10 protein-coding genes are annotated in these 14,039 nt (G+C 65.7%); 5 read left to right on the top strand and 5 right to left on the bottom strand.

What is annotated here, in order from left to right; genetic code table 11:
* The first annotated feature begins 116 nt into the window (after nt 1-116).
* Nucleotides 117-3,116, top strand: a complete 3,000-nt coding sequence (locus tag ACD584_RS16880) for a ligand-binding sensor domain-containing diguanylate cyclase (protein WP_076037147.1) — start codon at nt 117-119, stop codon at nt 3,114-3,116.
* 19 nt (nt 3,117-3,135) lie between these two features.
* Here ACD584_RS16880 and ACD584_RS16875 read toward each other — a convergent pair whose 3' ends face one another.
* Nucleotides 3,136-4,038: a LysR family transcriptional regulator gene (locus ACD584_RS16875; protein ID WP_012437440.1), complete on the bottom strand. Its 903-nt coding sequence runs from the start codon at nt 4,036-4,038 to the stop codon at nt 3,136-3,138.
* A gap of 124 nt (nt 4,039-4,162) precedes the next feature.
* Between ACD584_RS16875 and leuC the strand changes: the two genes are divergently transcribed.
* The 4 genes from leuC (at nt 4,163) to leuB (ending at nt 8,207) form a co-directional block, all read left to right on the top strand.
* A complete protein-coding gene (gene leuC / locus ACD584_RS16870) occupies nt 4,163-5,602 on the top strand; it encodes a 3-isopropylmalate dehydratase large subunit (RefSeq protein ID WP_016944422.1) in 1,440 nt (479 codons plus the stop codon).
* Nucleotides 5,603-5,666: 64 nt separating this feature from the next.
* Nucleotides 5,667-6,314, top strand: a complete 648-nt coding sequence (leuD, locus tag ACD584_RS16865; protein WP_011038429.1) for a 3-isopropylmalate dehydratase small subunit — start codon at nt 5,667-5,669, stop codon at nt 6,312-6,314.
* Between the two features lie 32 nt (nt 6,315-6,346).
* Nucleotides 6,347-7,096, top strand: a complete 750-nt coding sequence (locus ACD584_RS16860) for a class I SAM-dependent methyltransferase (RefSeq protein WP_012437443.1) — start codon at nt 6,347-6,349, stop codon at nt 7,094-7,096.
* Between the two features lie 37 nt (nt 7,097-7,133).
* On the top strand, nt 7,134-8,207 hold the full coding sequence (gene leuB / locus ACD584_RS16855) for a 3-isopropylmalate dehydrogenase (RefSeq protein WP_050911280.1): 1,074 nt from the start codon (nt 7,134-7,136) through the stop codon (nt 8,205-8,207).
* Between the two features lie 1,104 nt (nt 8,208-9,311).
* On the opposite strand, the gene ACD584_RS16850 is transcribed toward leuB, so the two are convergent.
* From ACD584_RS16850 to ilvG, 4 genes are all read right to left on the bottom strand, one after another.
* The gene (locus tag ACD584_RS16850; RefSeq protein WP_014508888.1) at nt 9,312-10,874 is read right to left on the bottom strand and encodes a 2-isopropylmalate synthase; all 1,563 of its coding nucleotides are present in this window, start codon (nt 10,872-10,874) and stop codon (nt 9,312-9,314) included.
* Nucleotides 10,871-11,989: a threonine dehydratase gene (locus ACD584_RS16845; protein ID WP_011038425.1), complete on the bottom strand. Its 1,119-nt coding sequence runs from the start codon at nt 11,987-11,989 to the stop codon at nt 10,871-10,873. The genes ACD584_RS16850 and ACD584_RS16845 overlap by 4 nt, the downstream gene beginning before the upstream one ends.
* Before the next feature lie 75 nt (nt 11,990-12,064).
* Nucleotides 12,065-12,322, bottom strand: a complete 258-nt coding sequence (locus ACD584_RS16840; RefSeq protein WP_011038424.1) for an ACT domain-containing protein — start codon at nt 12,320-12,322, stop codon at nt 12,065-12,067.
* Nucleotides 12,306-14,027: an acetolactate synthase 2 catalytic subunit gene (gene ilvG / locus ACD584_RS16835; RefSeq protein WP_076037146.1), complete on the bottom strand. Its 1,722-nt coding sequence runs from the start codon at nt 14,025-14,027 to the stop codon at nt 12,306-12,308. Before ilvG ends, ACD584_RS16840 begins: the two co-directional genes overlap by 17 nt.
* Between the last annotated feature and the right edge of the window lie 12 nt (nt 14,028-14,039).

Raw genomic sequence — 14,039 nt, 5'->3', positions numbered from 1 at the left:
TCTGCCCCGGCGCTGTGGGGAATCCACCTAGCGCGTCGCTGCTACCCCCGGTGATAAATTGCCGAACGGCCTGCAACACCCTGTTGACGGGCAGCCGAAGGGGCGAAGCAGGACGCGTGGACGGGGTCGGGGCGCATGCGCACACAGGCGAGCTCCGCAGTGCGCAGGCGCTGCGGAATGCATCGCTGTGGCTGTGGCCGCTACTGTGCTGGGCGCTGCTGGCCGGCTGGCCGCTCGGCGCGCATCCGCTCAAGCACACCGCCTACCACACGGTCAGCCGCTGGGACATGGATGACGGCCTGCCGCACAACCTGGTGCATGCGGTCGCCCAGGGCAGCGATGGGGTGATCTGGCTCGGCACCTGGGAAGGCGTGGCGCGCTTCAATGGGCGCGATTTCACCGTGTTCGACCGTCAGAACACCCCTGGCGTAGAGCTGGGCGGAGTGTTCGTGGTGGTACGCGATGGCGACGGCATGCTGTTCGGCACCGCCTTCGACGGTGTGTACCGTCATCAGGACGGCCGCTGGCAACAGCTGGGCGATGCCTCCGCTAGGCATCTGGCTGTCAGCGCGCTGCTACGGCGCGCCGATGGTGCGTTGTGGGTGGGCACGCCGCAGACGCTGTACCGGATCGAGCTGGATGGGCGGGTGGTGGATGTCGGGCGTCAGGCCGGCCTGCCACGCGCACGCATCACCGCCTTGTCGACGGACGCGCGTGGCGACCTGTGGATCGGGACCGACGTCGGCCTGTATCAGCTGCCGCTAGGCGCCAGCGCCGCAACTGCCTGGGGGCAGGCGCATGGCATGGCCGACACCCCCGTGCGTCGGCTGGCCAGCGATCGCCAGGGCGGCTTATTGGTGGCTGGCGACGACGGGGTGTGGTGGTGGAGCCGGGGCGGGGGCCTGCAGCGCTTCCGCCAGGGCCAGCGGGTCGACTCGCTGGTGATGGACCGCAGCGGTCACCTGTGGATGAGCCTTTCCGCCGGCACCTTGGTGGTGCACAGCGGGCCGGATGATCCAGACGAACAGATCGCCATTTCCGGCGTGGCCAGCCCGGCATTGCTGGAGGATGCCGAGGGCCTGATCTGGGTGGGCAGCACGCATGGGCTGTTCCGGGTCGCCGAAGGCGCTGCGCATGGCGTCACCATTGACGACGGCCTGGCCTCGGACTACGTGCGAAGCGTGTTGCAGACCGCCGATGGCACCGTGTGGGTGGGCAGCGCGGTGGGCCTGGACCGCTGGCGCGACGGGCAGATCGCACGCGTGCCGTTCTCGCGGGGCAGTGCCGGGCGGGTGCTGGAGCAATCGGTGCTGGCGCTGGCCGATGCGGGCGATGGCGGGGTCTGGGCCGGCACCTATAGCCAGGGTGTGCTGCGTCTGGATGCGCAGGGGGCGGTGGTCCAGCGCATCGGTGCGGCCGAGGGCCTGTCCTCGTTATCGGTGCGTGCGGTGTTGCCGGACGGCGATGCGTTGTGGATCGGCACCACTGCCGGGTTGGTGCGCTGGCACGACGGCCGCGCGCGTCGTTACACCGCCGCCGACGGGGTGCCGGATGGCTCGGTGCAGGTGCTCTATCGCGATGCCCAGGGCACCATCTGGAGCGGAACCGACCGTGGCATGACCGCACTGTCGCCCGATGGCGGCACCCGCGCCTGGCTGGGCGAGCAGGATTTTCCGGGCCAGAACGCCTTCGATTTCCTGCGCGATCCCAGTGGCGATCTGTGGATTGCCAGCGACCGCGGGCTGCTGCGGCTGCGCGGCGAGCGCTTCCAGGTGTATGACCATCGTGTGGGCCTGCCGCGCGACAAGGTGTTCCGCGTCATCGATGACGGCCGCGGCTACCTGTGGCTGTCGAGCAATCACGGCGTGTTCCGGATTGCGCGGCGCGACTTCGACCAGATCGACGCCGGCACCCGCGAGCAGCTCAGTGTGGAAGTGGTGGACCGCAGCGACGGCATGCCCGGCAACCAGGGCAACGGCAGCAGCGCGCCGGCCGGCTGGCTGACGCAAACCGGCCAGTTGCTGTTTCCCACCGCGGCCGGCCTGGGCGTGATCGACCCCGCCCGGGTCGGCACCCTGCAAGGCCACCGCGTGCCGATTGTGATCGAGCGCCTGGTGGTGGACGGCATGGTGCAGCCGCTGGACGGCCCGCATCGTCTGAGTGCAGATACCCGACGCATCGCCATTGGCTATGCCGGGCTCAATTTCCGCGGGCCGGACAAGGTGCGTTACCGCTACCGGCTCGACGGCTTCGACCCGGATTGGGTGGACGCCGACAGCGCGACCGAAGCGGTCTATACCAATCTGCCGCCGGGGCGGTTCCGTTTCCGCGTGCAGGCGATGTCGCTGCCGGTGGATTGGCGCCAGGCGGCGTTGCTCGGTGAAACCAGCGTGGTGCTGGAACTGGCGCCGCCGTGGTGGCGGCGTGGCGAAGTCATCGGCCTGGGCGTGTTGTGCCTGGCCAGTGTGATCTACGGGTTCTATCTGTGGCGCACCGCCAGTTATCGCCGCCGCCAGCGCGAGCTCAACGTGGTGATCGACAAGCGCACCCGTGAATTGAGCGACAAGAACCTGGCCTTGCAGCAGGCCAGCCAGGAGCGTGAAGCGCTGATGCGCCAGCTCGAATACCGCGCCAGCCACGATGTGCTCACCGCTTTGCCCAACCGCCGTGAAGTCGAGCGCGTGCTGCAGCAATGGTTGGACGAGGCGCAGGCGGGCGGCGCGCCGCTGGCATTGGCGCTGGCCGATATCGACCACTTCAAGCGCATCAACGATGCGCATGGCCACGAAGTCGGCGATGCGGTGTTGCGTGCAGTGGGTGAGGTATTGGCCGACCAGGAACACGCGCACTGTTTTGCCGCACGCCACGGCGGCGAAGAATTCCTGCTGGCCGTGACCGGCCTGGAGGCTGCGCACGCGCGTGCCTTGTTCGAACAACTGCGCCAACGCCTGGGCACCATCGCGATTGCCGCAGACGAGGCCACCGTGCAGTGCACTGCCAGCATGGGCATGGCGATGAGCAACGAGGCGCACAGCCGGCGCGAGTTGCTGGCGCTGGCCGACCGCAGGCTGTATCACGCCAAACGGCAGGGACGCGATCGGTTGATCGATCAGTAGCGTGCGGTCTTGCGCAGCGTCAGCGGGGCAGCCCCCGCAGCCCTGCCGCCTGATCCGCCTGCGTATGCAACAGCGCCACGAACGCCTGCGCCGCGCGCGACAAGGTGCGCCCGCCGTGGGTGACGCATCCCAACGCACGCGATAGCGCCACATCGGCCAACGGCAGCGCCATGATCTGGTGATCGATCATGCGCTCGGGCAGCACGCTCCAGGCCAGGCCAACCGACACCAGCATCTTGATCGTCTCCAGATAATTGGTGGTCATGCGCAGGCTCGGCGCCAGGCCGCGTTCGGCGAACAACCCGGCCACGATGCGATGGGTGAAGGTGCCCGGATCCGGCAGCACCGCTGGGTGGGCGACCACGTCATCGAGCGTGACCGTCTCCAACGCGGCCAACGGGTGATCCGGCGCCACCACGAACTGCAGGCGGTCTTGCCAGATCGGCTGCGCGCGCAACGGGGCGCGGGTGTCCGGTGCCAGTGTGGTCACCGCCAGTTCCACCTCGCCGCGCAACACCGCCGCGTAAGCCAGTTCCGAATCCAGGAACTGGATGTCCAGGGCCGCCTGCGGATGCTCGGCGGCGAAGCGTCGCAACAATGCCGGCAACCGGTGCAGCCCCACGTGGTGACTGGTGGCCAGGCTCAGCCGCCCGCCGACCGCCGCGCCCAGGTGTTCCAGCACGCGGCGTGTGTCGTCCAGCTCGGCCAGGATGCGCTGCGCACGTGGCAGCAGCGCCAGCCCGGCCTCGGTCAACACCACCTGGCGGCCCAGGCGGTCGAACAGCCGTGCCGACAATTGCGCTTCCAGTAGAGCGATGCGCTTGCTCACCGCAGGTTGGGTCAGATGCAACGCTTCGGCCGCTGACGAGAAGCTGCCGTGGCCGGCAATCGCCACGAATGCGCTCAGATTGGCGAGGTCCATGCCATTCCTAAATTTCATTTGTTGAATAAAAAATATGAATTTGCGTTATCGGACGCAAGCTCCTAGCATCGGACTCAGCCAGGCGGTGCATCCGCCGTCCGCCACCGCATCGGAATCTCAAGCGATGACTGCAAAGACCCTGTACGACAAGTTGTGGGAGATGCACGAGGTCACGCGCCGTGACGATGGCTCGTCGCTGATCTACATCGACCGCCACATCCTGCACGAAGTGACCTCGCCGCAAGCCTTCGAAGGCCTGCGTCTTGCCGGGCGCAAGCCGTGGCGCATCGATGCCAACATCGCCACGCCCGACCACAACGTGCCCACCACCCGTGCCGAGCGCCAGGGCGGGCTGGAGTCCATCTCCGATGAAGTCTCGCGTCTGCAGGTGCAGACATTGGACGAGAACTGCGACGACTTCGGCATCCTTGAGTTCAAGATGAACGACACGCGCCAGGGCATCGTGCACGTGGTCGGCCCCGAGCAGGGCGCCACGCTGCCGGGCATGACGGTGGTCTGCGGCGATTCGCACACTTCCACGCATGGCGCGTTCGGCGCGCTGGCGCATGGCATCGGTACCTCTGAAGTGGAGCATGTGCTGGCCACCCAATGCCTGATCGCCAAGAAGATGAAGAACCTGCAGGTGCGCGTGGAAGGCACGCTGCCGTTCGGAGTCACCGCCAAGGACATCGTGCTGGCAGTGATCGGCAAGATCGGCACGGCCGGTGGTAACGGGCATGCGCTGGAATTTGCCGGCAGTGCGATCCGCGCGCTGTCGATGGAAGGCCGCATGACCATCTGCAACATGTCCATCGAAGCCGGTGCGCGCGTGGGCATGGTGGCGGTGGACGAAAAGACCATCGCCTACGTCAAGGGTCGCCCGTTCGCGCCGAAGGGCGCGGATTGGGACGCGGCCGTGGCGCTGTGGCGCACGCTGGTGTCCGACGCCGATGCGTCCTTCGACATCGTGGTGGAACTGCGTGCCGAAGACATCAAGCCGCAGGTCAGCTGGGGTACCTCACCGGAGATGGTGGTGGCAATCGACCAGCAGGTGCCCGACCCGGCGGCCGAGCAGGACCCGACCAAACGCGATTCGATCCAGCGCGCACTCAAATACATGGGCTTGCGGGCAAACCAGCCGATCACCGAGATCCATCTGGACCGCGTGTTCATCGGCTCATGCACCAACTCGCGCATCGAAGACCTGCGCGCTGCCGCGGCGGTTGCCAAAGGCCGCAAGGTGGCCTCCACCATCAAGCAGGCCCTGGTGGTGCCGGGCTCGGGACTGGTCAAGGCACAGGCCGAGGCCGAAGGGCTGGACAAGATTTTTCTGGATGCCGGTTTCGAGTGGCGCGAGCCCGGGTGCTCGATGTGTCTGGCGATGAACCCGGACAAGTTGGGCAGCGGTGAACATTGCGCGTCCACGTCCAATCGCAACTTTGAAGGGCGCCAGGGCGCCGGTGGGCGCACGCATCTGGTCAGCCCGGCGATGGCCGCGGCTGCGGCGGTGAGCGGGCACTTTGTCGATGTGCGTGAGTTGCAGGGAATCGAGACTCGGGAATAGGGAATCGCCACCTCCCGCCTCCACCCTGCCACACCATTCTCTACTCCCAATTCCCGGTATTCCCATGACCCCTTTTACCCAACACACCGGACTGGTCGCGCCGCTGGATCGTGCCAACGTCGATACCGACCAGATCATTCCCAAGCAATTCCTCAAGTCGATCAAGCGCACCGGTTTCGGCCCAAATCTGTTCGATGAGTGGCGCTATTTGGACATCGGCGAGCCGGGCCGCGACAACAGCACGCGCCCCCTCAACCAGGAGTTCGTGCTCAATTTTCCGCGTTACCAGGGCGCCAGCGTGCTGCTGGCACGCGAGAACTTCGGCTGCGGTTCTTCGCGCGAACATGCGCCGTGGGCACTGGACGAATACGGCTTCCGCGCAGTGATTGCGCCGAGTTTTGCAGACATCTTCTACAACAACAGTTTCAAGAACGGCCTGCTGCCGATCGTGCTGGCAGAGGCGGAAATGGATGCCTTGTTCGAGCAGTGCCTGGGGAATGAAGGCTACCAACTCACCGTCGATCTGGCCGCGCAGCGCGTGCGCCGGCCCGATGGTGTGGAGTACGCGTTCGAGATCGATGCATTCCGCAAGCACTGCCTGCTCAATGGGCTCGACGATATCGGCCTGACCTTGCAGGACGCCGACGCGATTGGCCGCTTCGAGCAAGGGCATCGCGCGCAACAGCCGTGGTTGTTCGGCGCGCTGCAGTGAGCGCTGCGTCGCCATTCAGCGGGATTGACGCGTTGAGCACGCACGTTGCGGCGCAGTTCGGGCCGCAGGCGCAGGCGTATCTGCAGAGCGAGGTGCATGCACAGGGCGCCGAATTCGCTGAACTTCGCGCGGGCCTGGCAGGTCATCGCAACGGGCGCTTGCTCGACCTGGGCTGTGGCGCCGGGCATGTGAGTTTTCAGCTGGCGCCGTTGATGGATGAGGTGGTCGCCTACGATCTATCCGCCGACATGCTTGAAGTCGTGGCGGCCACCGCCGCCGACTGCGGCCTGACCCAGGTGCGTACCTTGCAGGGCGTCGCCGAGCGGCTGCCGTTCGAGTCCGGCAGTATGGACGTGGTGGTCAGCCGGTATTCGGCGCACCACTGGAGTGACCTGGGCCAGGCACTGCGTGAGGTGCGGCGGGTGCTGCGCCCCGGCGGAATCGCCGCACTGATCGACGTGGTGGCACCAGGGCTGCCGCTGCTCGATACGCATCTGCAGGCGATCGAGTTACTGCGCGACACCAGCCATGTGCGCGACTACAGCGTGGCGCAGTGGCTGCAGGTGGTGGGCGATGCTGGCCTGCACGTACAGCGTCATCATTGCCAACGCCTGCAGCTGGATTACCTGACCTGGGTCGATCGCATGCGTACGCCGGAGGTGCTGCGCGCAGCCATTCGCGCGCTGCAGGACACGGCGGTGGATGACGTGCGCGATTACTTCCAGATTGGCGCCGATGGTTCTTTCAGCACCGATGTGCTGGTGCTGTGGGCGACACGTTGATTTTCATGGCGCCGCGGCGCCAACTCACGAGGATTGCATGAGCAAGCAGATTCTGATTCTTCCCGGCGACGGCATCGGCCCGGAAATCATGGCCGAAGCGGTCAAGGTGCTGACGCGTATCGATACCCAGCACACTCTTGGCGTCACCCTGGTGTACGACGAACTGGGCGGCGCCGCATACGACAAATACGGCAGCCCGCTGGCCGACGAAACGCTGGAGCGTGCGCGCGCTGCCGATGCCGTGCTGTTGGGCGCGGTCGGTGGCCCGCAGTGGGACACCATCGATCCGGCACTGCGTCCGGAACGCGGCTTGCTGAAGATCCGTTCGCAACTCGGCCTGTTTGCCAACCTGCGCCCCGCGTTGCTGTATCCGCAGCTGGCCGATGCCTCCACGCTCAAGCCCGAGGTGGTGTCCGGATTGGATCTGCTGATCCTGCGCGAGCTTACCGGTGGCATTTACTTCGGCCAGCCGCGCGGCACGCGCACGCTGGACAATGGCGAGCGCCAGGCCTACGACACGTTGCCTTACAGCGAAAGCGAAATCCGCCGCATCGCCAAGGCCGGTTTCGAGATGGCCCGCCTGCGCGGCAAGAAGTTGTGCTCGGTCGACAAGGCCAATGTGCTGGCGTCCAGCCAGCTGTGGCGCGCCGTGGTCGAAGAGGTGGCCAAGGACTATCCAGATATCGCGTTGTCGCATATGTACGTGGACAACGCGGCGATGCAGCTGGTGCGCGCGCCCAAGCAGTTCGATGTGATCGTCACCGACAACATGTTCGGCGACATCCTCTCCGACCAGGCCTCGATGCTCACCGGGTCCATCGGCATGCTGCCCTCGGCTTCGCTCGATGCCAACAGCAAGGGCATGTATGAGCCCTGCCACGGCTCTGCACCGGATATTGCCGGGCAGGGCATTGCCAACCCGTTGGCCACGATTCTGTCGGTCGCCATGATGTTGCGTTACACCTTCGCCCAGGGAGCAGCGGCCGATGCGATTGAGGCAGCTGTTGGCAAGGTGCTCGATCAGGGACTGCGCACGGCCGACATCTGGTCGGAAGGCACCACCAAGGTGGGCACGGCTGCGATGGGTGATGCGGTGGTGGCTGCGCTGTAACGGCTTGCGGGCCAATTCGGCTTGGTCTTCAGTGTCCACGGCGAGCCGCCCTTGTTGGCTTTGCTGAGGGCTTTTGATTAGAGAGGCGGCCATCGTTCGTTGGGGCGGTGGCCGCTTTCTTGTCTGCGTCTCACGATACGAGTGCAAGTGCAAGTGCAAGTGCAAGTGCTTGCGTGTGTAGTTGTGTACGTATGGTGCACTTGCACTGCACGTTGGCCGTGTGCGCGGCGGTGGGTCCGGCCCCGGGACACGCCGTGAATCCGTCCATGGAGGCTCAGTGGCGGCATCCATGCCGCCACATGGTCCCGCCGCCAGACCCACCGCCGCTCTGTCGTTATCGCGCTGTCCGGGCGAGGAGCGAAGAGCGAGGAACGAAGAGCGAAGGGCTGCTTGCGTAGCTTCTGCTCACGCTATTTCGAGGCAAAAATGCAGTGCGCCGCGTGCAGAGATGCACCTGTGCCGCTCGGCTGCGCAAATAATGACGAAGCCATGTCTACGTAGGAGCGCACTTGTGCGCGATGAAGCCTTCCCATCAATCCAATCGCGCACAAGTGCACTCCTGCAAAACGCTAGGTCCAGGTGCCCCATGCCGCATACGTGGATGGCCGATAGTGGCCTGTTCGCCTCTCCAGCAATCGTGGCAGGTCAGTACGTCGCGCTGCAGGCACGCCTTAATGATCAGCAACATTTCTCCGCCACGCTGACCGCGAAATGCACCACGGGCTGCGAGCGCCTTTGCTGATCGGTTATGCACAGCCATGCAGAAACCATGACCTCGTAGGAGCGCACTTGTGCGCGATGAAGCCTTCCCATCAATCCCATCGCGCACAAGTGCGCTCCTACGAAACGCAAGGGAATGGCCCGTGATGGCCTTCTCCCACCGCAAGCAGTGCGCCGAAGCACAGCACATGTTGTCCGCAGGCGCTATGCGCGAACATGCTGGTTGCTGTGACAAAGAATCCACTCGCCGCTGCGAGCTAGCGTCATCACCCTCCTTGAGCACCCAAAAACTAGCGGAAGCACAAACGCAAAACGGCCAGCGTATGACTCGCTGGCCGTTTTACTAACGTCATCGTGTCGCCGACGCTGTACCCAAACCGCGCGTTACGCCACCGCCGCCGTCTTCCCCGCCACCACGCCACGCTCGCGCTGACGCAGCAGGCGGTTGGCAACATCGAGCCAGGCCAGGGCACTGGCCTCGATGATGTCCTTGCTGGTGCCGGTGCCTTCGTATTCCACGCCGTCGTGGCGCACGCTCAGGCTGGCTTCGCCACGGGCATCGGCGCCGATGCCTACGCTGTGCACCTGGTAGCTGTCCAATTCCAGCTTTACCCCGGTGGCCGATGCCAGCGCACCGAATAGCGCGTCCACCGGGCCATTGCCTTGCGCTGTTTCTGCGACGCGATTGCCGTCCGGGTCGGACAGTTCGACCAGTGCATTGGCGCGGCTGCCGACATCGCTGATGGTCATCGAGGCCAGGCGGTAGCCTTCCTGCACGGTGGCGTCCTGCATCAAGGCTTGCAGGTCTGCGTCGGCGACCACGCGCTGCTTTTCGCACAATGCCTTGAACTGTTCGAACACCAGCTTGGCCTCATCTTCCTCCAGCAGGTAACCCAGCGCGCGCAGGCGCTGTTCCACTGCCGCGCGGCCGCTGTGGCGGCCCAGCACCATCTGCGACGACTCCCAGCCCACATCTTCCGGGCGCATGATTTCGTAAGTGCCGCGGTGACGCAGCATGCCGTGCTGGTGGATGCCCGATTCATGCGCGAACGCGTTGCCGCCCACCACCGCCTTGTTGCGCTGCACCGGCATGCCAACCAAACGCTGCAGCAGCTGCGAAGTGGAGACGATGCGCGGCGTATTGATTGCGGTGTCCAGGTTGTAGAACGCACCACGCACCTTCAGGGCCATGGTGATTTCTTCCAGCGCGCAATTGCCGGCGCGTTCGCCGATGCCGTTGATGGTGCATTCCACCTGGCGCGCGCCGCCTTCGATTGCGGCCAGCGAGTTGGCAGCCGCCAGGCCCAGGTCGTTGTGGCAGTGCGTGCTGAAGATGACCTTCTCGGCACCTTCGACACTGGCGATCAGCCGCGAGAACATGCCGCGGATTTCTTCCGGCGTGGTGAAGCCCACCGTGTCCGGCAGGTTGATCGTGGTCGCACCGGCGGCGATGGCCACGCGTGTCACTTCGGCCAGGAAATCTTCTTCGGTGCGCGTGGCATCTTCAGCCGAGAATTCGATGTCGTCGATGTAGCCGCGTGCCAGCGTCACGTGCTTGTGCACCGATTCCAGCACCTGCTCGCGGCTCATGCGCAGCTTGTGCTCGCGGTGCAGCGGGCTGGTGGACAGGAACACATGCAGGCGTGGGTTGGCGGCCGCTTCCAGTGCACGGGCAGAGATCTCGATATCGGCCTGCAGGCAGCGCGACAGCACCGCCAGGGTGGGGCGGCGCAATTCGCGGCCCATCATCGCCACCGCTTCGCGGTCGGAATACGAGCTGGCCGGGAAACCGGTTTCGATGATGTCCACGCCAAGCGCGTCCAGCGCGCGCGCCATGACCAGCTTTTGTTGGGGCGTCATGCTGCAGCCGGGGGATTGCTCGCCGTCGCGCAGGGTGGTGTCGAAAATTCGGATATGCGGGGTCTGGTTGGATACGGTCGTGTTCACCAGGAAGACTCCTCTACTGCGATGGCGGTGACAGGCGTTGATGCGACTGCGGATGGGCGGGGAATAGCAATGGATGGCGGTGATGCTTTGGTGCTGCGTTCGTTGCGGAGCCGCTCGGTATTGCGACGGCGCGGCTTGCGTGGCGGACGCGGCCGCACCTCGGATAACAGGGTGGCCAGGACAGTCGCGTCGATATTACCGCCAGAGACCACCGCACATTTACGTTTGCCGGAAACACGGCGACCGGCGGCCAGCGCGAGTGCGCCGGCGCCTTCGGCAATGACGTGTTCTTCCAGTGCCAGACGCACCAGCGTCTCGCGCAATTCGGCCTCACGCACGATCACCACGTCGTCGAGCAGGCTCGAGCACAGACGACGGGTCAGGAAGCCGGGAATCTTGACCTTCACGCCATCGGCCAGGGTGGCGACCGGGGTGATTTCGCGCAGGTCGCCGCGCACGGCGCGGGCCATGGAGTCCACGCCTTCCACCTGCGCGCCCACGATGCGTACGCCCTGCGACTTCAGCGCCAACGCCACGCCGGAGGCCAGGCCACCGCCGCCGATCGGCACGATCACCACATCCGGTGCATGCGCGGCCAACTCGATACCCACCGTGCCTTGTCCGGCGATCACATCCGGGTCGTCGAACGCAGACAGAAAGCGATAGCCGTTCTGGTCGGCCAGCTCGCGCGCAAAGGCGAAGGCTTCGTCGTAACTGTTGCCGTGCTGGCGCACCGTGGCGCCCCAGTGGGCCACGCCGGCGATCTTGGTCTGCGGCGCACCGTGCGGCATCACCGTGATGGCCTGCACGCCCAACCGATACGCCGACCACGCCACGCCCTGAGCATGGTTGCCGGCCGAGGCGCAGATGACCGGGCGCTCATCGCCGCGCTCCAGTCCGGCCAGCAGCGCATTCAATGCGCCACGTACCTTGTAGGAGCCGGTGCGCTGCAGATTTTCCAGCTTCAGCCACACGCCGAAGCGTTCGGCGTAATGCAGTGGTGTGGGCGATAGGTACTTGCGCAGGCGTGCCTGCGCGGCCAGCACGTCGGCCACGCTGACGGCGACCTCGCCTACGTCTGGCTCCTGCGTGGTCGGGCGGCCGGAATCAGGCATTGCGGCACGCGCGCGGCCGATCCGGAAGAAGACACCTCCGAACAGCCATCTGGTCATCCCGCGAGGTCTGCAGGCTCATGCGGCCGCCTCCACCGAGTCCAAGGCCGTGATCGCCACCGACTCGCAGTCGTACACTTTTTCCAACTGCAGGCGCAGCGTTTCCGGCGGGCGCGTGCTGTCCACGTCCAGTTGCAGATGCCAGCGGCCGGCATCGTCCGGCGCGGCGGCGCCCTGGATGGCGCACGGGCGGAAGCCACGCCGTTCGGTCATGCCGATCACGCGCACCAGCGCGCCTTCGGCCGGCTTCAGCACCAGATCAAGCCGGTAACGCATGAGGGGTCTCCTTGGCCGCATGTGCGGGATTGCTGTCCAGCATGGTGCTGTTGGCGTTGTTGGGCGGCACCAGCGGCCACACGTTGGCGCGTGCATCGATGGCCACATGCAGCAGGCCCGGGCCGGGCTGCGCCAGCAACTCGGCCAGCGCGGCGTCCACATCGCCGCGCGCAATGATGCGCTTGGCCGGGATCCCGAATACCTGCGCCAATGCGGCGAAATCCGGGTTGTCGGAGAGGTCGATCTCGCTGTAGCGCTCGGCGAAGAACAGTTCCTGCCACTGCCGCACCATGCCCAGCGAGCTGTTATCCAGCAGCACGATCTTCACCGGCAACTTGCAACGCGCAATCGTCACCAGTTCCTGCACATTCATCATGAAGCTGCCATCGCCGGAGACCAGCACCACGGTGCGGTCCGGGCAGGCGAACTGCGCGCCCATCGCCGCCGGCAGGCCGAAGCCCATGGTGCCGAGCGCGCCGCTGGTGAGATGGTTGCGTGGGTGGTTGAAGCGGCAATGCTGGGCAACCCACATCTGATGCTGGCCGACATCGCAGGCAATGATGGTGTCGGCCGGGGCCACTTCGCTCAGGCGCTTCAGCAGTGCCGGTGCGTAGATATCGGTGCCCGGTGCGTCATAGCGCGCGCCGAACTTTTCACGGTTGGCAAAACACCGCGTGCGCCAGGCCTGGCAATTGGCACGTGCCGCGCTCAACGCCTTCAGGCTGGTGGCTACATCGCCGGGCACCGCCACATCGGCGGTGCGCAGCTTGGAAATTTCATACGCGTCGGCATCCAGGTGGATGACGCGCGCAAATGGTGCAAATTCGCTCAGTTTGCCGGTGGCGCGGTCGTCGAACCGGGCGCCGACCACCACCAGCAGATCGCATTCCTGGATGGCCATGTTCGCCGCGCGCGTGCCATGCATGCCCAACATGCCCAGGTAGTCCGGATGGGCGTGCGGCAAGGCGCCCAGGCCGCGCAAGGTCAGCGCGGTCGGCATGCCGGTGGCTTCCACGAAGCGGCGGAAAGCCTCCACCGCACCCGCCAGCGCAATGCCGCCACCGCCGTAGACCACCGGGCGTTCGGCGCTGGCGATCGCCGCCAACGCTTCGGCCAATTTGGCGTCCTGCGGCGCCGGCGGAGGCAGCACCTGCGCCGGCACGTGGTCGGGCAGATGCGAGGCATCGGCAATCTGCACGTCCTTGGGCAGGTCGATCAGCACCGGCCCGGGACGCCCTTCGCGTGCAATCCGAAACGCCTCGCGCACCATCTCCGACAACTCATCCACGCTGCGCACCAGAAAGCTGTGCTTGACGATCGGCATGGTCATGCCGAACACGTCCAGTTCCTGGAACGCATCGGTGCCCAGCAACGGCGTGGCGACCTGGCCGGTCAGGCACACCATCGGCACCGAGTCGAGCATGGCGTCGGCAATGCCGGTGACCAGGTTGGACGCGCCCGGGCCGGAGGTGGCCACGCACACGCCGACACGGCCACTGGCACGGGCGAACCCGTTGGCCGCCAATGCGGCACCTTGTTCGTGACGCACCAGGATGTGCTTGAGCTTGGAATCCACCAGGGCGTCGTAGAACGGCATGATGGTGCCGCCCGGATAGCCGAACAGCGTTTCCACGCCCTCGGCTTCCAGGGCCTGCGTCAGCCAGCGCGCGCCATTGCGGGGCTTGCTGTGTGCGGAGGTGTTCATGCGTTGTGCGGA

This window comes from Xanthomonas sp. NCPPB 2922, assembly GCF_041520885.1.
GTDB classification, from domain to species: Bacteria; Pseudomonadota; Gammaproteobacteria; order Xanthomonadales; family Xanthomonadaceae; genus Xanthomonas; species Xanthomonas campestris.
This window is presented reverse-complemented; position numbering and strand designations above follow the sequence as displayed.